The sequence below is a fragment of the Micromonospora sp. NPDC049240 genome, assembly GCF_040647835.1.
GTDB lineage: Bacteria > Actinomycetota > Actinomycetes > Mycobacteriales > Micromonosporaceae > Micromonospora.
Genome location: NZ_JBEZCX010000024.1, coordinates 20,160 through 41,440 on the forward strand (window position 1 = coordinate 20,160; position 21,281 = coordinate 41,440).

22 protein-coding genes are annotated in these 21,281 nt (G+C 74.8%); 10 read left to right on the forward strand and 12 right to left on the reverse strand.

Annotated elements, in window-relative coordinates; translation table 11 throughout:
- Positions 1-45 precede the first annotated feature (45 nt).
- Complete coding sequence (locus AB0B02_RS27980; protein ID WP_281940589.1) at positions 46-1,098, reverse strand: cobalamin B12-binding domain-containing protein; 1,053 nt, start codon at positions 1,096-1,098, stop codon at positions 46-48.
- Positions 1,095-2,858: a PP2C family protein-serine/threonine phosphatase gene (locus AB0B02_RS27985; RefSeq protein WP_281940587.1), complete on the reverse strand. Its 1,764-nt coding sequence runs from the start codon at positions 2,856-2,858 to the stop codon at positions 1,095-1,097. The genes AB0B02_RS27980 and AB0B02_RS27985 overlap by 4 nt, the downstream gene beginning before the upstream one ends.
- Before the next feature lie 256 nt (positions 2,859-3,114).
- On the opposite strand from AB0B02_RS27985, the gene AB0B02_RS27990 reads away from it, so the two are divergent.
- Together AB0B02_RS27990 and AB0B02_RS27995 are read left to right on the forward strand one after the other, a co-directional pair.
- Entirely contained in the window at positions 3,115-3,447 is a 333-nt protein-coding gene (locus AB0B02_RS27990) for an STAS domain-containing protein (protein ID WP_281940585.1), read from the forward strand.
- A gap of 43 nt (positions 3,448-3,490) precedes the next feature.
- On the forward strand, positions 3,491-3,838 hold the full coding sequence (locus tag AB0B02_RS27995; RefSeq protein ID WP_281940584.1) for an STAS domain-containing protein: 348 nt from the start codon (positions 3,491-3,493) through the stop codon (positions 3,836-3,838).
- 74 nt (positions 3,839-3,912) lie between these two features.
- On the opposite strand, the gene AB0B02_RS28000 is transcribed toward AB0B02_RS27995, so the two are convergent.
- On the reverse strand, positions 3,913-4,227 hold the full coding sequence (locus AB0B02_RS28000) for a hypothetical protein (protein WP_281940582.1): 315 nt from the start codon (positions 4,225-4,227) through the stop codon (positions 3,913-3,915).
- Positions 4,228-4,411: 184 nt separating this feature from the next.
- On the opposite strand from AB0B02_RS28000, the gene AB0B02_RS28005 reads away from it, so the two are divergent.
- From AB0B02_RS28005 to AB0B02_RS28015, 3 genes are all read left to right on the forward strand, one after another.
- Entirely contained in the window at positions 4,412-5,383 is a 972-nt protein-coding gene (locus tag AB0B02_RS28005; RefSeq protein ID WP_281940580.1) for a DUF2267 domain-containing protein, read from the forward strand.
- An 86-nt stretch (positions 5,384-5,469) separates the two neighbouring features.
- Positions 5,470-6,255: a fused MFS/spermidine synthase gene (locus tag AB0B02_RS28010; protein ID WP_281940578.1), complete on the forward strand. Its 786-nt coding sequence runs from the start codon at positions 5,470-5,472 to the stop codon at positions 6,253-6,255.
- 41 nt (positions 6,256-6,296) lie between these two features.
- The gene (locus tag AB0B02_RS28015; RefSeq protein WP_281940576.1) at positions 6,297-7,451 is read left to right on the forward strand and encodes an AI-2E family transporter; all 1,155 of its coding nucleotides are present in this window, start codon (positions 6,297-6,299) and stop codon (positions 7,449-7,451) included.
- Between the two features lie 46 nt (positions 7,452-7,497).
- Here AB0B02_RS28015 and AB0B02_RS28020 read toward each other — a convergent pair whose 3' ends face one another.
- On the reverse strand, positions 7,498-8,796 hold the full coding sequence (locus AB0B02_RS28020; protein WP_281940574.1) for an NAD(P)/FAD-dependent oxidoreductase: 1,299 nt from the start codon (positions 8,794-8,796) through the stop codon (positions 7,498-7,500).
- A 100-nt stretch (positions 8,797-8,896) separates the two neighbouring features.
- On the opposite strand from AB0B02_RS28020, the gene AB0B02_RS28025 reads away from it, so the two are divergent.
- On the forward strand, positions 8,897-10,426 hold the full coding sequence (locus tag AB0B02_RS28025) for a M20/M25/M40 family metallo-hydrolase (protein WP_357305226.1): 1,530 nt from the start codon (positions 8,897-8,899) through the stop codon (positions 10,424-10,426).
- Here the strand turns inward: AB0B02_RS28025 and AB0B02_RS28030 are convergent.
- Positions 10,357-10,884, reverse strand: a complete 528-nt coding sequence (locus AB0B02_RS28030) for a GNAT family protein (RefSeq protein WP_281940572.1) — start codon at positions 10,882-10,884, stop codon at positions 10,357-10,359. The two genes, AB0B02_RS28025 and AB0B02_RS28030, sit on opposite strands and share 70 nt — an antisense overlap.
- 442 nt (positions 10,885-11,326) lie before the next feature.
- On the opposite strand from AB0B02_RS28030, the gene AB0B02_RS28035 reads away from it, so the two are divergent.
- Together AB0B02_RS28035 and AB0B02_RS28040 are read left to right on the forward strand one after the other, a co-directional pair.
- Positions 11,327-11,983, forward strand: coding sequence for a C39 family peptidase (locus AB0B02_RS28035; RefSeq protein ID WP_357305229.1), 657 nt, complete (start codon positions 11,327-11,329; stop codon positions 11,981-11,983).
- A 169-nt stretch (positions 11,984-12,152) separates the two neighbouring features.
- Positions 12,153-13,841, forward strand: coding sequence for a glycosyltransferase family 2 protein (locus AB0B02_RS28040; protein ID WP_357305233.1), 1,689 nt, complete (start codon positions 12,153-12,155; stop codon positions 13,839-13,841).
- A gap of 16 nt (positions 13,842-13,857) precedes the next feature.
- On the opposite strand, the gene AB0B02_RS28045 is transcribed toward AB0B02_RS28040, so the two are convergent.
- The 4 genes from AB0B02_RS28045 to AB0B02_RS28060 form a co-directional block, all read right to left on the reverse strand.
- Entirely contained in the window at positions 13,858-14,151 is a 294-nt protein-coding gene (locus AB0B02_RS28045; protein WP_357305236.1) for a DUF6510 family protein, read from the reverse strand.
- Positions 14,152-14,168: 17 nt separating this feature from the next.
- The gene (locus AB0B02_RS28050) at positions 14,169-14,927 is read right to left on the reverse strand and encodes a ferredoxin reductase (RefSeq protein WP_357305239.1); all 759 of its coding nucleotides are present in this window, start codon (positions 14,925-14,927) and stop codon (positions 14,169-14,171) included.
- Position 14,928: 1 nt separating this feature from the next.
- A complete protein-coding gene (locus tag AB0B02_RS28055) occupies positions 14,929-15,519 on the reverse strand; it encodes a sulfite oxidase-like oxidoreductase (RefSeq protein WP_357305382.1) in 591 nt (196 codons plus the stop codon).
- 62 nt (positions 15,520-15,581) lie between these two features.
- Positions 15,582-16,616 (reverse strand): TerC family protein, encoded by a 1,035-nt coding sequence (locus tag AB0B02_RS28060; RefSeq protein ID WP_357305242.1) that lies wholly within the window; start codon positions 16,614-16,616, stop codon positions 15,582-15,584.
- A 246-nt stretch (positions 16,617-16,862) separates the two neighbouring features.
- Between AB0B02_RS28060 and AB0B02_RS28065 the strand changes: the two genes are divergently transcribed.
- Entirely contained in the window at positions 16,863-18,020 is a 1,158-nt protein-coding gene (locus tag AB0B02_RS28065; protein WP_357305245.1) for a CaiB/BaiF CoA-transferase family protein, read from the forward strand.
- A 328-nt stretch (positions 18,021-18,348) separates the two neighbouring features.
- On the opposite strand, the gene AB0B02_RS28070 is transcribed toward AB0B02_RS28065, so the two are convergent.
- Positions 18,349-18,756, reverse strand: coding sequence for a DUF2267 domain-containing protein (locus AB0B02_RS28070; protein ID WP_357305248.1), 408 nt, complete (start codon positions 18,754-18,756; stop codon positions 18,349-18,351).
- A gap of 142 nt (positions 18,757-18,898) precedes the next feature.
- On the opposite strand from AB0B02_RS28070, the gene AB0B02_RS28075 reads away from it, so the two are divergent.
- Complete coding sequence (locus AB0B02_RS28075; RefSeq protein WP_281940558.1) at positions 18,899-19,168, forward strand: DUF2795 domain-containing protein; 270 nt, start codon at positions 18,899-18,901, stop codon at positions 19,166-19,168.
- 276 nt (positions 19,169-19,444) lie between these two features.
- Here the strand turns inward: AB0B02_RS28075 and AB0B02_RS28080 are convergent, their stop codons facing one another.
- Entirely contained in the window at positions 19,445-20,416 is a 972-nt protein-coding gene (locus AB0B02_RS28080) for a pirin family protein (protein WP_357305251.1), read from the reverse strand.
- Positions 20,417-20,432: 16 nt separating this feature from the next.
- Positions 20,433-21,269 (reverse strand): hypothetical protein, encoded by an 837-nt coding sequence (locus AB0B02_RS28085; RefSeq protein WP_281940554.1) that lies wholly within the window; start codon positions 21,267-21,269, stop codon positions 20,433-20,435.
- Positions 21,270-21,281 lie beyond the last annotated feature (12 nt).

Sequence of the window (21,281 nt, forward strand, 5' to 3'; positions counted from 1 at the left end):
CCCTTGCAGTGCAGCAAGTATAGGGGGCGTCCGGCCCGATCCGGATCAGCGGCCCGCCGTCGCCGCCACCCCGCCGCCCACCACGGCCCGCGCCCGCTCCAGGAAACCGGCCGCGCGGGGGAAGTCCCGCAGCTGCTGTCCATAGTGGTCGAGCGTGAGGCCGACCGCGCCCGCCGGCACACCGCGGTTGACCAGGATCTCCACCAACCACTCGACGAACTCGGCGAACAGCGTCCCGTCGTCCACGTAGAGCGCGGCGGCCAGGAAGTCGACGATGTAGCCCAGGTCGCCCACGGTCGAGTCGAGCTGCGCCGGCGTGTAGTCGACCACCGCCGGCACCCGCTCGCGCAGGTCGGCGAGCGCACTGTCGATCAGCTCGCCCCGCCGCTTGACCAGGCTGGCGTACTCGTCGTCGGCGAGGTGGTCCAGCCGTGCGGGCGGCGTCGCGCGCAGCGCCCGGTCGTCGGCGACCAGGTCGGCCGCGGCGGGCGCGTCCGGCGCCCACGCCACGCCGAGCACCCGGGCCCAGCGGCCGTCCGCGCCGAACCCGCGCCCGCCCACCACCACCGGCACGTCGGAGCGGCGGCACGCCTCGATCATCCGGTGGGCGTGCGGCAGCCGCATCGGCAGCGCGCAGGCCAGGGCCACCGCGTCGGCGTCGTACCGGTGCAGGTAGGACACCAGGTGCGCGGCCGGCACGCTGGCCCCGAGGAAGACCACCTGCCAGCCGCGCAGCCGCAGCACCTCGGCGACCAGCCGGGCCGGCAACGCGTGCCACTCACCGTCCATGCAGGCCATCACGATCCGGCCGCGGGTCACCCGCGGATCGGCGTACGCGGCGACCGCCGCCACCACCCGCTCGCTGATGTGGGTGGCGGCGTGCTCCTGCGCCACGCTCCACTCGTTGCGTGCCCACCGCTCGCCCACCTCGGCCTGCGCCGGGGCGACCAGGTCGAGCAGCACCCGCTCGGCCGGCACGCCCGCCTCCAGCAGCCCCCGGGCGACCGCCACCGCACCCTGTTCGTCGGCCTCGGCCAGGCACTCCAGATAGCCGGCGAACGCGTGCGCCGGGCCGGCTGCGGTGGTCGTCGCGGTCACTCGGGCAGCTCCCTCGTCGGTTCGGCGCCCGTCGGGCCGGGCACGGCGTGCAGGTGGCGGGACGCGCGGCCGGCCGCACCGGTCGCCCGTAACGCCAGCACCGCGATGTCGTCGTGGTCGCCGTGGGCGAGCCAGTCGCAGGTCACCTGCTCGACCCGCTCGGCCAGCGCCGGGGCGGGCATCCGGTGGCAGCCGGTCACGGCGGTGAGCAGCCGGTCCGCGCCGAACTGCTCGTCGCCGCGCCACCCGCCCCGCGCCTCGGTCACGCCGTCGCTGTAGAGCAGGCAGGTCTCGCCCGGCGCCAGGTGCACGGTGGCGTCGCCGATCCGCGGGTCCGGCACCACGCCGATCAGCATGCCGCTCAACGGCACCACCTCGACCTCGCCGGAGGCGCGCAGCACCAGCGGCGGCAGGTGACCGCCCCCGGCCAGCGTCAGCGTCAGCCCGCCGTCGCGGTGCGGTCGGGCCACCCCGAGCACCATGGTGGCGAACCGGCCCTGCCCGTGGGCCTGGGTGGTCTCCAGCAACGCGTCGTTGAGCAGCTTCAGCAACCGCCCCGGCTGCGTCTCCACCCGGTGCAACGCGTGCAGGCACTGGCGGAGCTGGCCGGTGAAGACGGCCGCCTCCACGCCCTTGCCCGACACGTCGCCGAGGAAGAAGACCGAGCCGCCGTCGGGCAGCCGGTGCGAGCCGTAGAAGTCACCACCGATGCGCAGACCGGCCTGCGCCGGCCGGTACGCCGTGCCCCACTGCACGCCCGAGGCCGCCGCCGGCTCGACCGGCACCAGACTGGCCTGCAACGTGTCGGCGACCTCGGCCTGGTCGCGGTAGAGCATGGCGGTGGTCAGCGCCGCGCCGGCCCGGGCCGCGAACGCGCGCACCAGGTCGATGTCGGCCTCGTCGTACCAGCGGCCGGCCCGGCGGGCCACCAGCAGCACGCCGACCGGGGCGTCCCGGCCCGGCAGCGGCACCACCCGGGCGGTGGCGCCGGTCGCGTCCAGGCCGGGCAGCCAGCCCGCCTCGACGGCCTGCTCGACGAGCCAGTCCAGCGCGTGCGGCTCGGTCCCGGCGAGACCGGCCTCGATGGCCGCGGGCAGCGCGGCGGCGGGCAGCACACCACTGTCCACGGCGGGCGCCTCGTCCTCGGCGCGTACCGCCCGCCACCAGCGGGCCCGGCCGGAACGCGGCGCCAGCACCAGCACCGCCACGTCGGCCGCCGTGGGCACCGCCAGCCGCGCCACCGCGGCGGCGGCCCGGTCGGGGTGCAACGGGTTGCCGAGTTTCTCGCCGACCACGGCGAGGAACAACGAGCGGGCCCGCTCGGCGAGCAGGGCGTCGGCCCGGCTGACGCTCTCGGTGACGTCCTCCACGTACCAGCAGCGCCGGGCGTGGGAGAGCGCGACCGGGCGCAGCCGCAGCCGCCGGTCGTGGTGGGTGAACTCGAACCGACCGTCGCCGCCCAGCGCCGCCACGCCGGCGGCGGCGAGCACCTCGCCCGGCACGACCTCGGGGACCAATCGCTCCGCGACCGGGCTCACGTGCCGCACCACGCCGTCGGCGTCGCAGACGATGAGACCCTCACGGAAGTGCTCCACGACCTCGGACCAGTCGGGGACGATCGGCGCGTCGTGGTCGGGGGCCAGCGGTGGGAGCGCAGCCGGCGTCGGGGCGTCGGCGGACCACACCCGAGCCCGGTCGGCACTCGGCGTGGAGATCCGTCCGTCGCCCGGGTCGGAACCCCTGACGTCGGCAGCAGTCACCAGCTGAGCCCACTCTCCTCGTCGACATCGGCGGAGCGCCGCAAGTGGCGCGTGTGGTCATATCTCCGCTCCCCACCCTACGCCGGTATGCCCCCAGCGCCACCCGACGACGGTCCTCGCCCGCGAACACACGCCGAGCGCCCCGGCGGTGGGGTTGTTACGATCCGGACGTCCCTGCCAGACCGGCAGCCTGCGGAAAGGCGTGATGGTGGTTCCTCAACGGAGAAAGCCCGAAGCGACGCCGCTGAGCATCTCCGTGGACCGTTCCGACCCGGACGTCCCGATCGTCCGCGTCGGCGGTGACCTGGCCTACGCCACCGCGACGCCGCTGCGCGCCGAGATCGACCGCCTGCTCGCCGCGCGTCCCGCCCGGCTGGTGCTGGACTTCGGCGACCTGGTCTTCCTGGACAGCACCGGCCTGTCGGTGATCGTGCACGCCTGGCGCGAGGGGCAGCAGGCCGGCACCGGCATCGAACTCCGGGCGGTCCCGCGCTTCCTGGAGACCATCCTCGACATGACCGGCGTGACGGGTCTGCTGGACCGCCGGCCGGCCGACGGCCGGGCATCCGGTTCCACCGCGTCCGCCTGACCCCGGAGGTTTCCCGACCACCGGCGGCTGGGAACATGGTCCTGTGCTCTCCCCGCTGTTGACCATCGAGGTGGACCGGCCCGACGCCGGCTCCGCCCGGCTCCGGCTGGCCGGCGAGCTGGACTTCGACACCGCGCCGGAACTCGTCGAGGCCGCCGCCGGGCTGCGCCGCGACGGCCACCATGAGCTGTGGCTCGACTTCACCGACGTGACGCTCTGCGACTCCTCCGGCCTGAGCGCGCTGGTGCTGATCCACCGCGCCGGCACCGGCGCGATCCATCTGCGCGGCATGAACGCGCAGATCCGACAGCTTCTGGACCGCACCGGGCTGGCCGAACTGCTCACCGCCCCGCCCCGCACGGCGGCCGGCGACGCCCGCGAGGTGGGCTGACCGACCCGCGTCCCGCCCCGGGCAGGGGGCGGCCCCCGACCCTGGGACCAGGGGCCGGGGGCCTGGAGGAGGGCTCAGACGACGGGCGCCACCGCCGGCCGGCGGGAAGCACCGTCACGCGGCTCCCCCACCGCCGACGAGTCGGCGTCCTCCGGCACACCGGAATCAGGCGTCTGGAACAGGTAACGGACGAAATCTCCGGCCCCGTCGTCGTCCGCGCCGGGCCACTGCCCGACGCAGTCGACGCCGACCACCTCGCGTCCATCGCCGTCCGTGCCCTCCAGCAGCGCCCAGAGGGTCACCGGGTAGCAGCGGGTGACCTCCGGGCCGACGCGCCAGCGGGCGTACCAACCGGGACGAGCGGGGACGATCTCCACGATCCGTTTCATGACGACCTGCCCTTCCGCGTGCGTCGGAAGTTGTCCGGTCCGCCCCGATCGTGCGACGCCATCGGGTGACCGCCCCTCACCCGCAGCGAATGAAGCTCCTCGCCCCGCCGGACGTCGTTAGCTTCCCGGCGGCGCCGGGAAGGCGACCGGCGCAAGCGCAACCGACCAGGAACGAGGTGCGACGATGCGCAAGCAGATGGAGGGCGACAACCAGCGCCGCCGGGCCCTCGCCCGGCAGGCCCGGGAGCAGGGCCGGCGGCCCAGCCAGAGCGGCGCCAGCCTGAGCGCGTCCAAGCAGGTCACCTCGCTGGACCAGCACGAACGGTCCGGCCCGCCGCCGGCCGGTCGACACAAGCCGGACAGCACGCGGGGTGGGCCGGCGCCGCCCGCGGTCGGGGTGGCGGAGCGACCGCGACCGCTGCCGGACCCGCCGTCCGGCCGGGGTGTCACGCTGGGCTACCGGGACCTCGTCGACGACGTGAGCCGGCGCGCCGGCGTCGACTTCGCCGAGGCGAAGGTCGCGGCGGAGGCCACCGTGCTGGCCCTGGCCCGGGCACTCGACGAGGCGGAGCGGGAACGGCTGCTCGCGGCCGTCCCGGTGAAGCTGCACGACGTGGTCCCGGTGGACGGCGTCGAACGGCGGCAGGACCTGCCGGGCTTCCTGGCCGAGGTCGGGCGGCGCAGCCGGCTCACCCCGGAACAGGCGCGCTACCAGGCGGAGGCGACCCTGGCCGCGCTCGCGGACGCGGACGCCGAACTGGTCGGGTCGTTGCGCGTACCCGACGGGTTGCGCGACCTGCTCGGACCGGCCGACTACGGCGGCGGTCTGGTGGGCGCCAGCTCCGCCACCGCGCCGCTGACCGAGTCGGAGCTGCGCGACGCGCTCGCCACGCTGCCGTACTGGTCCAGTGACCGGCGCTCGCTGGTGCGCACCATCGAGTTGCCCGGCGGCAACCTGGACCGGGTGCTGGACCGGCTGGACCGGCTCCGGGCCGACGGCGGGCGCGGCCCGCAGATCGGCCGGCCGGACCCGGACAACGCGGTGCTCACCGTCCGGACCCAGCAGACCGACGGCGTCACCACGGCGGACGTGGCCCTGGCCCACCGCGTCGACGACGCCATCGACGAGGCCGGCGCCGGCATGGCCGCCGGCTGACCCGCACGGAGGGGCCCCCGCTCAACGCCTCCGGCAGGGGCGGGGGCCCCGCTCGACACCGCACGCGCGCCGGTAGCGTTCCGAAGGTGGAGAGCGACACCGAGGTGTTGGAGATCGTCGTCGACCCGGCCCGCCCCACCGGGCGTACACTGCTCGCCGACGGGGTCGAACAGTCCTACGTGGACGTCGCCGACGCCCGTCACCTGCACTTCGAGTACGTGCGGCGGATCGCCACGGTGATCGACCTGAGCGCCCCGCCCGGGCAGCCGGTGACCGCCCTGCACCTGGGCGGCGGCGCGCTCACGTTGCCCCGCTGGCTGGCCGCCACCCGGCCCGGTTCGGCGCAGCGGGTGGTCGAACGCGATCCCGGCGTGGTCGAGCTGGTCCGCCGGAAGCTGCCGCCGCTGCCGCCCGAGGTGGTGGTCACGCTGGGCGACGCCCGCGACGCGGTCGCCGGGGCGCCGGACGCCGCCTACGACGTGGTGGTGGGCGACGTCTACCGGGCGGCCCGGATGCCCGCGCACGTGGCGGCCCTCGAGTTCGCCGCCGAGGTGGCCCGGGTGCTCCGCCCGGACGGCGTCTACCTGGTGAACCTGACCGACCTGCCGCCGCTGGCGCACACCAGAGCGCAGGTGGCCACGCTGCGCGCCGTCTTCGCCGAGGTGTGCCTGCTCACCGACCGGCGGATGCTGCGCGGCCGGCGCTACGGCAACGTGGTGCTCGCCGGCGTGCTCCGGCCGGGGCGGCTGCCGGTACGTCGGCTCGCCGCACGGGTCGCCGGTGACCCGGTGCCCGGCACCGTGCTGCACGCGGCGGCGCTCGACACGTTCGCCGCGGACGCCCTGCCGGTCACCGACGCCGACCCGCGGTGAGCCCCGGGTTTCTCCACCGACAGGGCGGGTAGCCGCGCCGGATGAGCGCCGTCGACGACCGGTCCACCGCCCGCCGGACGGTGATCGTGATCGGTCTGGTGCTGGCCACCGTGGTCGGGTTGGCGCTGGTCTGGGCGACCCGTCGGGTGCTCGTCTGGGGCCTGGTCGCGGCGTTCCTCGCGGTCGCGCTCAAGCCGCTCGTCGACCGGCTGGAGCGTCGGGTGCACCGGCGGGCGCTGGCCACCCTGCTGGTCTTCCTGGCCACGTTCGTGCTGCTCGCGGCGTTGGGCACGGTGATCGTCCTGCCGCTGGTGGACGAGCTGGGTCGGCTCGCCGACCGGGTGCCGGAGCTGGTGCACGACGCCCAGGCCGGGCGGGGACCGGTCGGCCGGCTGCTGGACCGCCTGCACCTGCTCCGGTACGCCGAACCCGGACAGTTGCGCCGCTACGGTTCCCGGCTCGGCGAGCCGACCGTCGGGCTGGTCCGGGGCGTGGCGCAGGCCGTCGCCGCGTTGGTCACCGTGGTGGTGCTGGCGTACCTGATGGTGCTGGAGGCGCCCCGGATCGTGGCGACGACGCTGCGGCTGGTCGGGGACGGCCCAGCCGAGCGGTTGCGGCGCATCGGGCGTGACTCCTCCCGGATCGTCACCGGCTACCTGAGCGGGAACCTGGTGATCAGCCTGATCTGCGGCGGCCTGACCTTCGTGGTGCTGCTCCTGCTCGGGGTGCCGTTCGCCGCGGTGATCGCGCTGGTGGTCGCCGTGTTCGACCTGATCCCGCTGGTCGGCGCCACGTTGGGCGCGATCGTCGCGGCCGGCGCGGGCTTCGCGAACTCCCCCACCGCCGGCGTCGTGGTGCTGGTCTTCTTCGTGGTCTACCAGCAGGTGGAGAACCATCTCCTGCAACCGGTGATCATGGCCCGCGCGGTCCGGCTGAACCCGTTGACGGTGCTGGTCAGCGTGCTACTGGCGGCCGAGCTGGCCGGTCTGGTCGGTGCGCTGCTGGCGATCCCGGCGGCCGGCGTCGTGCAGGTGCTGCTGCGCGAGTTCGTCCCCGCCGGGCGGGTGGCACTGGGCACGCCAGCCGACGGCACGCCGGCCCACCCCGCCCCGGCCGACAGCACGGGCCCGATCGACAACGGTCCGGCCGGCGGGCCGGATCCCGTGGCACGGGAGCGGCCGCCGGCCGGCGGATGAGCTTCCGGGTGTCGGCCGGGGCCGGCGGACCAGCTCCGGCGACGTGTCAGGGCCGGCGGACCAGCTCCGGCGACTCGCTCTCCAGCGGCACCGCGTTGGCCGGCACGAGGCCGAGCTGCACGGCCGGCCGGGGCAGGGCCGCGTCGAGCGCCCAGTCCGCGGCGACGCGGGGCCGGTTGCCGGGCATCGCCAACAGGTGGTAGCCGCGGGTGACCGCCTTGGCCGGCAGGCCGGACAGCGGCACGTGCAGCGGGTTGGCCGCCGCGTCCTTGCCGCCCAGGTCGACCACCCAGCCCAGGTCGTGGTGCTTGTAGGACTTGCGGGTGCCCTGCCCGTACGAGGCGGCGATGTTGTGCGCGGCCAGCTTGCCCTGCCGCTGGGCGTGCTGCGCGGTCATCGCGCACACCTGCCCCGGGCGGGTCGGGTCCGGGACGGCGGCGGCGTCGCCGCAGGCGAACACCTCCGGGTAGCCGGGGACGTTGAGGAACTCGTCCACCACCAACCGCCCCTTCTCGGTGCGCAGGCCCAGTTCGGCCACGAACGGGTCGGGGCGTACCCCGACGCACCAGATGAGGCTGCACGTGGGCACGTACTCGCCGTCGGTGAGCATCACACCGTCGGGGGTGGCCTCACCGACCGAGGTGCCCATCCGCACGTCCACGCCACGGCGGCGCAACACCCGGTCGGCGGTGACGGACATCCGCCGGTCCAGTTCGGGCAGCACGCGCGGGGCGACGTCGAGCAGCATCCAGCGCGGCCGGACGTTCAGGTGCGGGCGCTGGGCCACCAGCCGGTCGGTGAACAACTGGCCGTGCGCGACGACCTCGGTGCCGGTGTAGCCGGCGCCGACCACCACGAACGTGGTGCGGGCCCGCTGCTCGGCCGGGTCGTGGGTCAACTCGGCCAGCTCGACCTGCCGGACCACGTGGTCGTGCAGGTAGAGCGCCTCGGGCAGGCCGCGGAAGCCGTGCGCGTACTCGGTGACCCCGGGGATGGGCAGCAGCTTGTTGACGCTGCCCACGGAGAGGATCAGCCGGTCGTACGCGAGCTGGCCGTGCCCGCCCTCGGCGGAGCGGTAGCCGACCCAGCGGTTCTGGAGATCCACCCGGTCGGCCTCGCCGACCACCACCCGGACGCCGTCGAGCGTGCCGGCGAGCGGCACCGAGATCCGGGTCGGCTCGACCACGCCGGCCGCGACCTCGGGCAGCAGCGGCAGGTAGAGGAAGTAGTCGGTCGTGTTCAGTAGGACGATCTCGGCCCGGTCGCGGGCCAGCCGGCGCAACGTCTTGGCCGCGTGGTACCCGGCGAACCCGGCCCCCACGATCACCACACGTGGTTTCGTCATGTCTGCTGCCGTTCCCGGGCAGACCTCCGACAAACGTCGTGACCACCCATCCACGGTGAACGATATGGACATTCCTCCTGATCAACGCGAGGATGCCGGGATGGGAAACCACGAGACCGCCGAGGGCCGACCCACGAGGTCGAGCCGGCGTACCTTCCTCACCGCCTCGGCCGCGGCCACCGCCGCCGCCGTCGCGACGCCGCTCGCCGCCGGCCCGGCGGTGGCGGCGACCGACGCGCCGCGCGGTCCGGGGCGGCCGGCCCGGCCGCAGCCGCCGGACCGCGAGCTGACCGCGCTGCTGCGCGAGATCGACCGGGCCCGGATCGAGGCCACCGTCCGCCGCCTGGCCGCGTTCGGCACCCGGCACACGCTCTCCAGCCAGACCGATCCGGTACGCGGCATCGGCGCCGCCCGCGACTGGATCCACGCCCAACTGACCGGGTACGCCGCCGCCTCCGGCGGCCGGATGACCGTGGCACTCCAGTCGTACGTGCAGGAGCCCGCCTCCCGGATCCCGACCGCCACCACCATCACCAACGTGGTGGCCACGCTGCGCGGCGACGTCACGCCCGAGCGGGTGTACGTGATCACCGGCCACTACGACTCCCGCGCCACCGACGTGATGGACGCGGTCAGCGACGCGCCGGGCGCCGACGACGACGCCTCCGGCGTGGCCGTGGTGCTGGAGCTGGCCCGGGTGCTGGCGAGCCGGCGCACCGAGGCGACGATCGTGCTCGCCGCCGTCGCCGGCGAGGAGCAGGGCCTGTACGGCTCGACGTACCTGGCCGGCCGGTTGAAGGCGGCCGGCGTGGACGTGCAGGGCATGTTCAGCAACGACATCGTCGGCAGCAGCACCGCCGACGACGGCACCCGCGACCCGCGGACCGTGCGGCTGTTCGCCGAGGGCGTGCCGACCGCCGAGACGCCGGCCGAGGCGGGCGTGCGGCAGTCCGTCGGCGGCGAGAACGACTCCCCGTCCCGGCAGCTCGCCCGGTTCGTCACCGACGTGGCGGACCACGGCGTGACCGGGATGGACGTCCGGGTGATCTACCGGCGGGACCGCTACCTGCGCGGCAGCGACCACATCTCGTTCCTGCGCGAGGGCTGGCCGGCCGGCCGGTTCACCGAGCCCGCCGAGGACTTCGCCCACCAACACCAGGACGTCCGGGTGGTCGACGGCGTGCAGTACGGCGACCTGCCGGAGTTCTGCGACTTCGACTACATCACCCGGGTGGCCCGGGTGAACGGCGCGGCGCTGTGGTCGCTCGCCCAGGCCCCGGGTACGCCGAAGGGCGTCACCGTGGTCACCACGAACCTGACCAACGACACCACGCTGCGCTGGCAGCGCGGCCCCGAACCGGACCTGGCCGGCTACGAGGTGGTGTGGCGGGAGACCACGGCCGCCGAGTGGCAGAAGGTGCTGGCGGTCGGTGACGTCACCGAGGTGACGATCGACCTGTCCAAGGACAACGTGTTCTTCGGCGTACGCGCGGTGGACCAGGGCCGGGCACCGCAGCCCGGTCGCGTTCCCGAAGCCGGGAAGCTGAGGCGGGTCGCCGGTCAGGGCGTCGGCGGGGCCGTGATCGCCCAGCGCTCGTGGTCCCGCCACGCGCCGTCCACGAACAGGTAGTCCGGGGAGAATCCCTCGAGCCGGAACCCGAGGCGGCGGGCCAGTCGCTTCGACGGCTCGTTGCCGGGCTGGATGTTCGCCTCCAACCGGTGCAGCCCGAGCGTGCCGAACGCGTGCGCGATCACCAGCCGCACACCGGCCGAGGCGTGCCCGGTGCCCGCGTACGGGCGGAACGCGGCGTAGCCGAGGTATCCGCCGCGCAGCGCGCCCAGCACGATGCCGCCGATGTTCGCGTACCCGGCGATCGCACCGCTGGCCCGGTCGCAGAACAGGAAGCCGGAGGTGTCCTGCCGGCGGATCCGGCGCAGGTACGCCGCGTACCGTTCGGCGTCGTCCGGTGCGGTCAGCCACGGGTGGTGCAGGTCGCGGCTGCGCCGGGCGGCGGCCACGAACTCCGCCTCGTCGTCGGCCCGGGGGCGGCGGATCGCGACGCGGCCGTCACTACGCAGGTATCTCACGGTGCACCACTCTCACCCATCCCCCACCCCACGCCCTCTCCGACCCCTCCCCACCCACCGCCACCCGATGATCAAGCACCCAAAGATGCGCGTTCCTCCGCGGGGTCGGCGTGCGAGCCGGGGGATGCAACCTTTGTGTGAGTTTTGGGTGATTAAGCGGTGGTCCTGGTCACCGGCTCGGGGGAATCGGGGCCGGGGGCGGGGCGTTACACCTGGCAGACCGCGTGAAGCCCGGCCCCTGGGCCGCTGGCAGCCCCGGTCGGAATGACCGGCCACCGGCCGTCGTTACATCCCCGAGCCGCCGAGCCGGCCATCCCCGATGGCCCGGCCCGCGCCGGCCCCGGGCCCGTGAGCAGGCCCCCGGCCGCCGGGCCCAGCCTCGGACCCTTCCCCTTCGCGGCCCCCGGGCCGCGTCATCCCCCACCCCTGGGAGGCAACCATCATGGCTACCACCCTGCTGCGCAAGACCGTGCTGACCGCTGCCGGCATCGCCGCGACCGCCGGTGGCGTCGCCGGCCCCGCCATCGCCGCCCACGCCGCCCCCACCGGCACGACCAGCGCCGTGGTGACCGACCGCAAGGGTCACGGCGAGCGGGAGCTGGACGTGCGCTACGAAGCCCAGCCCAACTTCTACTTCTGCGGCCCCGCCGCCGCCCGCAACGCGCTGTCCGTGCAGGGCAAGGACATCGACGTGGACACCATGGCCAGGGAGATGGGCACCACCGAGGCCGGCACCGACAGCATCAACGACATCACCCCCGTGCTGAACAAGGAGACCGGCGCCAAGGACGCCTACCGGTCGGTCGAGATCAGCACGCCCAAGGCCGACGACAAGCAGACCGACAAGCTGCGCGCCGACGTCGTCCGCACCGTCGACGCCGGCCGGGCCGTGGTCGCCAACATCGCCGGCACCGCCACCGACACCGACGGCAACACCCACTCCTTCGAGGGCGGCCACTACATCAGCGTCATCGGCTACCGCGACGACGGCCGGACCGTCACCATCGCCGACAGCGCCGACCCGAACATGGCCTCCTACCGGATGAGCATCGACAACCTCGCCGACTGGATCGCCACCCGCGGCTACAGCACCAGCTGAGCAACATCCGAGCGGGCCCGACCCCACGCACCGGGGGTCGGGCCCGTTCCGCGTATCCAACGGCTGCCTGCCGGTCATCTGGCCGTCACGTCGGTGTCGTCACCCGGACCGGTCGCTCCACCACGCTCGGTCGCGTCGGACAAGCCGCGCGACCAACGGAGGATCAGCTGTGGCAGCCGAGGAGGCGACGGACCGCCCACCGACCACCCGACCCGACGTGAGCGTGGTCGTGCCGGTCTACAACACGCTCCGCTACCTGCGGCCCTGCCTCGACTCGCTGCTGCGGCAGACCATCGGGCCCGACCGGATGGAGATCGTGGCGGTGGACGACGGGTCCACCGACGGCAGCGGTCGCCTGCTGGACCGGCTCGCCGCCCGACACCCCGGCACGCTGCGGGTGGTCCACCAGGCCAACTCGGGCGGCCCGGCCGCGCCCTGCAACCGAGGACTGGAGCTGGCCACCGGCCGGTACGTCTTCTTCCTCGGCTCGGACGACCGGCTCGGCCCCGAGGCGCTGGAACGACTGGTCGCCGCCGCCGACCGGTACGGCTCCGACGTGGTGCTCGGCAAGGTCGTCGGCGTCAACGGCCGGCACGTCTTCGCCGACGTGTTCGCCGCCGGCAACGCGGTCGACGTGAGCCTGTTCGACTCGGCGCTGCCCTGGTCGCTGGCGAACACCAAGCTGTTCCGCCGCGACCTCGTCGACCGGCTCGGGCTGCGGTTCCCCGAGGACATGCCGGTCCTCAGCGACCAGCCGTTCACGCTGGCGGCCTGCTACCACGCCCGCCGGATCTCGGTGCTCGCCGACTACGACTACTACCACGCGGTACGCCGGCTGGACGCCCGCAACATCACCTACCACAGCCGGGTCGAACAGCGGCTGGTGAGCGTGGAGCGGCTGTTCGCGTTCGTCGCCGACCTGATCCCGGCCGGCGAGCGTCGGGACGCCGTGCTGAGCCGGCACGTCGGGCTGGAGCTGGCCAATCTGGTCGGCGACGACTTCCGCCGGCTGGACCGGGCCACCCAGGAACGGGTCCACGCGACGGTCCGTCGGCTGGTCGACCAGCATGTCACCGACGGGGTCCGCAACCGGCTCGACATCGAGGCCCGGCTGCGTCTGGGCGCGGTGACCGGTGGCGGCGTCGACGAGTTGCTGGCCGTCATCGCGCAGGACACCGACCGGGGCGTACCGGCAACGGTGGTGGCGGCCGGGCGGTGGCACGCCGGCTACCCGGGCGCCCCGGCCGCGTGGACCGACGTCACCGACGTCCGCGCCGACTGGCTGGCCCGGCTGGACACCGTCGAGGTGAGCTGGGTCGATGGGCGGACCGTGACGGTGACCGCGCGCAGCCCGTACCCCCGGTTCGCCGCGGAGGCCGGGCCGGTCCGGCTGGTGGCCGGCCCGGTCGCCGGGACCACCCGGCTGGACGCCACCGACCCGACCGGGCGGACCGTGCGCACCGACTTCCCGGTCGACCGGCTCCTCGCCGCCAGCGCGGCCAGCGGCCAACGGCATCCGGTCCGTGCCGACGTGGACGGCGGGCACGGCCGTGGCAACGCGCCGGTCCGGGCGCCCCGACTGGCCGCCGGTCGGCCCCGGCTGCTGCGGCACGGCGCCCGGCTGTACGGGGTGGCCGCGACCGTCGATCCGCGCAACGGGCAGCTCGTCCTGTCGGTGGTGCCGGTGACGGTGGGGCAGCTCGTCGGTCGAGTACGACGTCGCCTCTCCGGCGCGACACGGCCGCCGGGCGCGCCGCCCCGGCCCGGGGTGGTCCCGGCGGGGAGCGTCCCCGAACGCGCGGGCCATCACGCCGAACCCGCGCCGGCGAAGCTGGACCACCTGACCGTCGCGTCCTGAGGCCGGCCGCGTCCGGTCAGGGGGCGGGGCGGAGGCGCTGCTCCAGCGGCATCGGAACCTGGAGGTACGTGGTGCCGCGCAGGTCCAGCCAGGCCCGCTCCGGCGCGCGGACCAGGCGCACCATCACGCCGGTGCACGCCGGGCACCGCCCGACCAGGCCGGGAGCGTGCGAGTAGACGTGCAGGCCGGCCATCGGGCCGGTCATGCCGCAGGAGTCGCACCGCCCGGTGGTGGCGCTCAGGTCGACCGCGAGGAGTTCCCGCAGCGGTCCGTCGAGCATGTTGCCGTCCAGGTAGGACAGTTCGGTCATGCGCCCTCCTCGGGTCGTCAGCCGGTCGGGCCGAACCGTTCGGTCCGCACCCGCCGCGTCGGATGGCCGAGCCCCACCAGCAGGTCGGCCACGGTCTCCACGAATCCGGTCGGACCGCAGACGTAGCAGAGCGGCTCCAACGCCGACGGCCAGCCGTGACTGTTCACGTCGGCCAGCCCGATCCGGTGCGGCTCGCCCCGCCAGCCCTCGGGCGCGAGCCGGGTGTAGACGTACGCGACGTCCAGGCCCTGGTCGTCGCGGGCCCGGCGGCGCAGCTCGTCGGCGTAGATCACGTCGTCCGCGGTCCGCGCGGAGTAGATGAGCCGGAACGGCGTCCGGCTGCCGGCCGCCCGGCGGGCCCGGACCATGGCCATCAACGGCACCACCCCGGAACCGCCGGCCACCAGCAGCACCGGCGCGGTCTCGTCGGTCCGCCAGACGAACCAACCCCCGACCGGGCCGCGGACCTCCACCGGGTCGCCCTCGGCGTACGTGTCGACCAGGTACGGCGACACCTCGCCGTCGGTCACCCGCTGCACGGTCACCTCGATCCGCCCGTCCTGCGCCGGGCCGGCGAGCGAGTACGAGCGGGCCGCCTGGTAGCCGTCGGCGGCGGTCAGCCGCAGGTCGACGTGCTGGCCGGGCAGGTGCCCGGGCCAACCGGGCACGTCCAGCACCAGCGTCTGGGCGGTCGCCGTCTCGACCCGCCGCTCGACCAGCCGGGCCACCCGCCAGGTCAGCGGCGCCGTCCGGCCGCCGGCGGTCGGGGCGGTCACCTCAGTCGCCCTGGTAGCGCTGCTCGCGCCACGGGTCGCCGTAGTCGTGGTAACCGGCCGTCTCCCAGAAACCGGGCCGGTCGTCGACGAGCAGCCGGATGCCGCGCACCCACTTGGCGGACTTCCACAGGTACAGGTGCGGCACGAGCAGCCGGGCCGGGCCGCCGTGCTCGGCGGGCAGCGGGCGCCCGTCGTACGTGTGCACCACCCAGGCCCGCCCGCCACGCAGGTCGTCCAGGGGCAGGTTGGTGGTGTAGCCGCCGTACGAGTGCGCCAGCGCGTAGCGCGCGTCGGTGTCCACGCCGTCGAGCAGCGTGTCCAGCGAGACGCCCTGCCAGGTGGTGCCGAGCTTGGACCAGCGGGTGACGCAGTGCAGGTCCACCGTCGGCGCGTCCTGCGGCAGGCGCATCAGCTCGTCCCAGGACCAGCGGTGTTCCGCGCCGGTCTCGCTTGTCAGCACGAACTCCCAGGTGTCGGGCGCCACGCGCGGCGTCGGGCCGGCGGAGAGCACCGGGAAGTCCTCGGTGAGGTACTGCCCCGGTGGCAGGTCCGGCGCGGACGAACGGGGCCGGCCCTGAAATCCCGGCGACACGATTCCCACCCGTCAGTCCTACCACCCCGGCCGCGACCGCACACCGCTTCCCGGGCAAGGCGTCAGGCGGGGCCCCCGCCCTGCGTCTCGTGCACGACGCTGCGCTCGCCGTCGCCGCTGCCCCGGGTGGCGCGGAGGCTGGTGATGGTGACGATCACCAGGACTCCGATGATCACGCCGAGCGAGGCCAGCGTCGGGATCTCCGGCACGCCCTTCCAGATGCCGTGCGCCCAGTGCAGGCCGAGCTTGATCCCGATGAACGCCAGGATGACGGCGAGCCCGTAGCTGAGGTGCACCAGCCGGCTGAGCGCCGCGTGCAGCACGAAGTAGAGCGCGCGCAGGCCCAGCAGCGCGAACGCGTTGGTGGCGAAGACCAGGTACGGGTCCTCGGTGATGCCGTAGACGGCGGGCACCGAGTCGACCGCGAAGACGATGTCGGTGGCCAGCACCGCGACCACGACCAGCGCGAACGGGGTGAGCGCCCGCCGGCCGTGCTGCCGGATGGTCATCCGGGTGCCGTGGTACTCCTCCACCACCGGCATGACCTTGCGCAGCAGCCGCACGGACCGCATCTTGTTGATGTCGACCTCCTGCTCGTGCCCGGAGAGGGCGTCGCGCAGCAGCTTGACCGCGGTGGCGATCAGGATGAGCGCGAAGAGCAGGAAGGCGAAGTCGAGCGTCTGGAGGGCGGCGGCCCCGAGCGCGATGAAGATCGCGCGCAGCACCAGCGCGCCGGCGATGCCGTAGAGCAGCACCCGCTGGGCGAGCACGGCGGGCACCGCGAACGCGGCCAGCAGCAGCATGAAGACGAACAGGTTGTCGACCGAGAGCGACTTCTCGACCAGGTAACCGGTGAGGTACTCGACGCCCTGCTGGCTGCCGTAGCGGGACCAGATCCACGCGCCGAACGCCAGCGGCAGGGCGATGTAGAAGGCCGACCAGCCGAGCGCCTCCCGGATGGAGACCTCGTGCGGCTTGCGGGTGACCAGGAAGTCCAGCACCAGCAGCGCCAGCACGCCGGCGATCGTCACCGCCCACAGTGTGGGCGTGCCCACCGACGACAGGCCGGCGGCGGACAGGTAGGACACTTCGGTCATGGGGCCTCCTCGAACACCGTGTCATGTTCGAGGTCTCCTTCACCCACGATTTCGTGGGCAACCACCCGAGGCTCGCCCCCGGGGCTCGCCGTACTGACCGGAATGGTTCGTGGGAAGTACTCCCCTCGCGGTTCCAAGGCTAGGCCACCCGGAGGCCGGACGCCAAGTCGAGGCCCGGATGATTGCCCTGGTCAACCGCTGTACGGGCGGTCGGGACCGTGGCGTGCCGGGGTCCGGAGCCCTAGGGTGACGCGGGTGACCAACACCGGACCGCTGACCGGCGTACGGGTGATCGAGCTGGCCGGCATCGGCCCGGGGCCGTTCGCCGCCATGATGCTTGCCGACCTGGGCGCGGACGTGGTCCGGGTGGACCGGGTGGGCGGCGGCGGGTTCGGCGCGTTCCCCGGCGACCTGCTGAACCGCAACCGGCGCTCGGTCGCGCTGGACCTCAAGCACCCGGACGGCCGGGAGCTGCTGCTGTCGCTGGTGGCCGGCGCGGACGCGCTGGTCGAGGGTTTCCGGCCGGGGGTGGCCGAGCGGCTCGGTCTCGGCCCGGAGGAGTGCCTCGCCGCCAACCCGCGCCTGGTGTACGGGCGGATGACCGGCTGGGGGCAGGACGGGCCGCTCGCCCGGACCGCCGGCCACGACATCGACTACCTGGCGCTGACCGGCGCGCTGCACGGGGTGGGCCGGGCCGGCGAGCGTCCGGTGCCGCCGATGAACCTGCTCGGCGACTTCGGCGGCGGCGGCATGATGCTGGCCCTGGGCGTGGTCGCGGCCGTGTACGCGGTACGCGGCGGCGCGCCCGGCCAGGTGGTCGACGCGGCCATCGTGGACGGCGTCTCGGTGCTGGCCACCCAGATCCACGCGCTGCGCGGCCTCGGCCTCTGGCAGGACCCGCGGGGCGGGAACCTGCTCGACGGCGGCGCGCCGTTCTACGACACGTACGAGTGCGCCGACGGGCGTTACGTGGCGGTGGGCGCGTTGGAGCCGCAGTTCTACGCCGAACTGGTCCGGCTCACCGATTTCCCGCTGGACGGCGACGACGCGCGGGACCGCGACGACCCGGCGAACTGGCCGGCGTTGCGGGCGGCCTGGGCGCGGCTGTTCCGGACCCGCACCCGGGACGAGTGGGCGGAGCTGCTGGCCGGCACGGACGCCTGCGTGGCGCCGGTGCTCGACTGGGCGGAGGCGCCCCGGCATCCGCATCTGGCCGCCCGGGACGTCTTCGTCGCGCCGGACGGCGTCGTGCAGCCGGCCCCGGCGCCACGCTTCTCGGTCACGCCGACCGCGGTCCGCCGCCCGCCGCCGCGACCGGGCGAGCACACCGACGAGGTGCTGGCCGACGCCGGCGTGGACGCCGCCCGGATCGCCGCGCTGCGCGCCGCCGGCGCGGTCGGCTGAGCGCGCCGCGCGAACCGCGACGCCTCACTCTTCGCAACTGACGCCCTGGTCACTCTCCGTTGCCCCGCGGCACGGGCGGCAGATGCAGCCGTTGGCCCCTTTGCTCTGCAGCCATCAGCGCACCGGGGCCGTGAGCTGGTCGCGAAGGGTTCTCGTACGGCGGACGATCGAGCCGGCGCGGTTACTCCAGGTGTGGGATGCGCCCATGGCTGCAGAGCAAAGGCGGTTCCCGGTGAACCGCGCCGGCCCGGCCGTCGTGACGGACGGTATCCACCTTCGGCGCGGGCCGGATCCAGCGTGGGCCCACGCCGGCCATTGCCGGACGGCGTCAGCGTCGGCGGGTGGTGGCGGGCGCGAGCGCCGGCTCCACCAGGTCCCGGTAGTCCCGGGGCAACTGCATCACCACGTCGGCGAACTCGCCACCGCTGATCGCCTCGCGCAGCGTGGCGAACACCGCCCGCGCCGCGCCCCGGGCGGTGTTCTCGTCGCAGCCGGCCCGGCGGGCGACCCGGGCGACGAACTCGACCGCCCCGAACCGTTCGGCCGCCTCGGTGTGCGGCTGCGGGTTGAGCGCCCCCCGCAGCGGCTTCGGCAGTTGCGCGGCGAGGTCCAGCACCTCGCCGCCGGTCAGCCGCTCGGCCAGCGTCCCCAGCGTGGCGGCGGTGAGCGTCGCGGCCAGGTCCTCGGCGGTGCCGGTGCGTCCGGCGACCCGGGCCACGAACGTGTGGTGGTCCATCGGTGGTACCCCCTTCGGTGCGCGCAGGGCGGCTACCCGTCCCGGCGCGACGGAAACGCGGGGGATCGGGGCGTGAGCCGCCGCGTTGCGGGTAACCGCCGCGCGGTCACGACCCCGACGACTGGCGCGAGGAGCCCGACCCATGGCGAGCTATTCGGACGTCCTTGAGTACCTGTCCGCGCTGGACTACCCGGCCGGGAAGAACGACGTCATCCGCGAGGCGGAACGGGAGGGCGCGCCGCCCGACGTGTTGCGGGCGTTGCGCGCGTTGCCGCCGGTGGACTACGCCAACGGCACCGAGGTGGCGCGGTCGGCCGGCATCGACGCGGCCCCCGAGGTGGGCCGGTCGCAGCGGGCCGCCCAGGCCCGGGACGACCATTCCCGCGTCTCGCAGCACGTGCGCCGCATCTGAGCCCGTCCGCCGCCGCCCGGTCGCGTCGCGGCCGGGCGCGACGCCGTGCGTGGCGGGGCACCGGGGTCCGGCGACAGGCGGGCGCCCCGGGTCACGAACCGCGACCTGGGGCGCCACGCAACACCTGGCCCTGACGGTGCGCGCCCGAACCGGGTCGCGATCACCAGGCGGTGGATGTTCGCCCGAACCGGGCGGGCATCACTGCCACGATCATCATACGGCGGGCCATCAGCCGAACGGGTGAGATTCCGGAAAGTGTGTCCGGCGGCACGTGCCTCAGCCGCGGACGCCGCCGCTGCGGTCGCGGGCCTTGAGCCGGATGGTGGGCAGCTCGGGCGCGGGCAGTGGAGGGGCGGCGTCGTCGGCCACGGTGCCGAACCGGCGACCGGCCATCCAGTCCTCCCGCGCGGCGGCGACCTCCTCGTGCGAGCGGCCGACGAAGTTCCACCACATCACCAGCGGCTCGTCGAACGGCGCGCCGCCGAGCAGCAGCAGCCGGCTGCCCGGCGCGGCGCGCACCGTCAGCGCCGTCCGGCCGGCGCCCAGGTAGAGCAGCGCCCCCGGGGCGAACGCCACGTCGTCGGCCTCGGCCGAGCCGGACATCGCCAGCAGCCCGTACTCGAAGTCGGGGCGCAACCGCAGCGTGGTCGCCGCCGGACCGCGCGCCTCGAGCTGCGCGCCGAGCAGCGGGGTGTGCGCGACGGCCGGTGAGCGTTCCCCGCCGAACTCCCCGACGAGCAGCGTCAGCTCCAGGTCGCCGTCGCGCCACCGGGGCAGCTCGGCGTGGTGGGCGAAGCCCGGGTCGCCGGCCCGGGCCGGGTCGGGCAGCGCCACCCAGAGCTGCACGCCGTGCATCAGCGGCGGGTGGACCAGCGGTGAGCGCTCCGAGTGGGCGATGCCCCGGCCCGAGGTCATCACGTTGAGCTGGCCGGGGCGGATCGGTTGCACGTTGCCGAGGCTGTCCCGGTGCAGGATCTCGCCGTCGAGCAGCCAGGTGACGGTCTGGAGGCCGGTGTGCGGGTGCGGCGGCACCTCCATGCCGGGCCGCTGCGCCACGTCGTCCGGGCCGAAGTGGTCGACGAAGCACCACGCGCCGACCATCCGCCGCTGCCGCTGCGGCAGCAGCCGACGCACCGTGGTGTAGCGGCCGAGCGGGACGTCGTGGCCGGGCAGCAGCACGCTGCCCGGGTCGGTGGCGCCGACGCCGGGTGGGAGCGTCTGCGCGGGCAGCGATTCGGTACGGTCCACCGCCCGAACTGTACGCTCAGTCCGCGGTGACGCTCACCGCGTTCGCGCCGGCCACCAGGTCGAGGTAGAGCCGGTCCGCCGCCCGGTCCCAGCCCGGTGAGCTGACCACGTCCCCGGCGGCGATGCCGGCGCGGCGCTCGTCGTACACGGCCAGCGAGCCGGCGCCGGACGCCACCCGCACCCGGGCCGGCGGCCCGCCCGGCACGGTCACCGTCAGGTCGCTGACCCCGCCGGTCATCCGCACGGTGAGCGTGCCGTCGAGCGGGGGCAACCGCAATCGGGTACGCGACGCGCCGCCGATCAGCTCGATCCCGACGAGCCGGGCCGCGCCCAGGTCGAGCCGCTGCTCACGCACGCCGCCGACGAGTCGTACCCGCCAGGTCAGCCGGGCGTTGAGCACCACCTCGACGGCGGCCGGCCCGGCGCGGCCGTTCTCGACGATCCGCAGCCGGACCCGGTCGCCGTCCACCCGCGGGCGGGGCGTCACGCCGGCGTCGTCCGGCGCGCCGATCCGGTACAGGTCGTCGCCCAGGTCGGCGGCCCGCAGCGTGAAGCTGGTCAGGCCGTCGACCAGCTCGAAGTCGGCCCGCCTGCGGTCCCCGCGCGGCGCGGTGAGCGTCTCGGTGGCGGCCTCCTCGGCGCCGCCGACACCGCCGGAGCCACCCGGGTCGGCGGCCGGCGAGGGCGGCGGGCCGCCGGAGAAGACCACCCCGAGACGGGCTGGATTGGACAGCGTCACCGCGACCGCCACCGCGCCGAGCACGACCACCAGCACGGCGGCGGCGGACAGCCAGCGGGCGGCGCCGGACCACCGTGTGTCGGGCAGGTCGGCGTCGTCCCCGGATGCCGTCATGGTCGTCCCCTC

Bases quoted from the DNA above. Each gene is read 5' to 3' on its own strand.
- AB0B02_RS28000 (WP_281940582.1), bottom strand. From the start codon at position 4,227: ATGAAACGGATCGTGGAGATCGTCCCCGCTCGTCCCGGTTGGTACGCC.
- AB0B02_RS28005 (WP_281940580.1), top strand. From the start codon at position 4,412: ATGCGCAAGCAGATGGAGGGCGACAACCAGCGCCGCCGGGCCCTCGCC.
- AB0B02_RS28015 (WP_281940576.1), top strand. From the start codon at position 6,297: ATGAGCGCCGTCGACGACCGGTCCACCGCCCGCCGGACGGTGATCGTG.
- AB0B02_RS28020 (WP_281940574.1), bottom strand. From the start codon at position 8,796: ATGACGAAACCACGTGTGGTGATCGTGGGGGCCGGGTTCGCCGGGTAC.
- AB0B02_RS28025 (WP_357305226.1), top strand. From the start codon at position 8,897: ATGGGAAACCACGAGACCGCCGAGGGCCGACCCACGAGGTCGAGCCGG.
- AB0B02_RS28035 (WP_357305229.1), top strand. From the start codon at position 11,327: ATGGCTACCACCCTGCTGCGCAAGACCGTGCTGACCGCTGCCGGCATC.
- AB0B02_RS28045 (WP_357305236.1), bottom strand. From the start codon at position 14,151: ATGACCGAACTGTCCTACCTGGACGGCAACATGCTCGACGGACCGCTG.
- AB0B02_RS28060 (WP_357305242.1), bottom strand. From the start codon at position 16,616: ATGACCGAAGTGTCCTACCTGTCCGCCGCCGGCCTGTCGTCGGTGGGC.
- AB0B02_RS28070 (WP_357305248.1), bottom strand. From the start codon at position 18,756: ATGGACCACCACACGTTCGTGGCCCGGGTCGCCGGACGCACCGGCACC.
- AB0B02_RS28075 (WP_281940558.1), top strand. From the start codon at position 18,899: ATGGCGAGCTATTCGGACGTCCTTGAGTACCTGTCCGCGCTGGACTAC.
- AB0B02_RS28085 (WP_281940554.1), bottom strand. From the start codon at position 21,269: ATGACGGCATCCGGGGACGACGCCGACCTGCCCGACACACGGTGGTCC.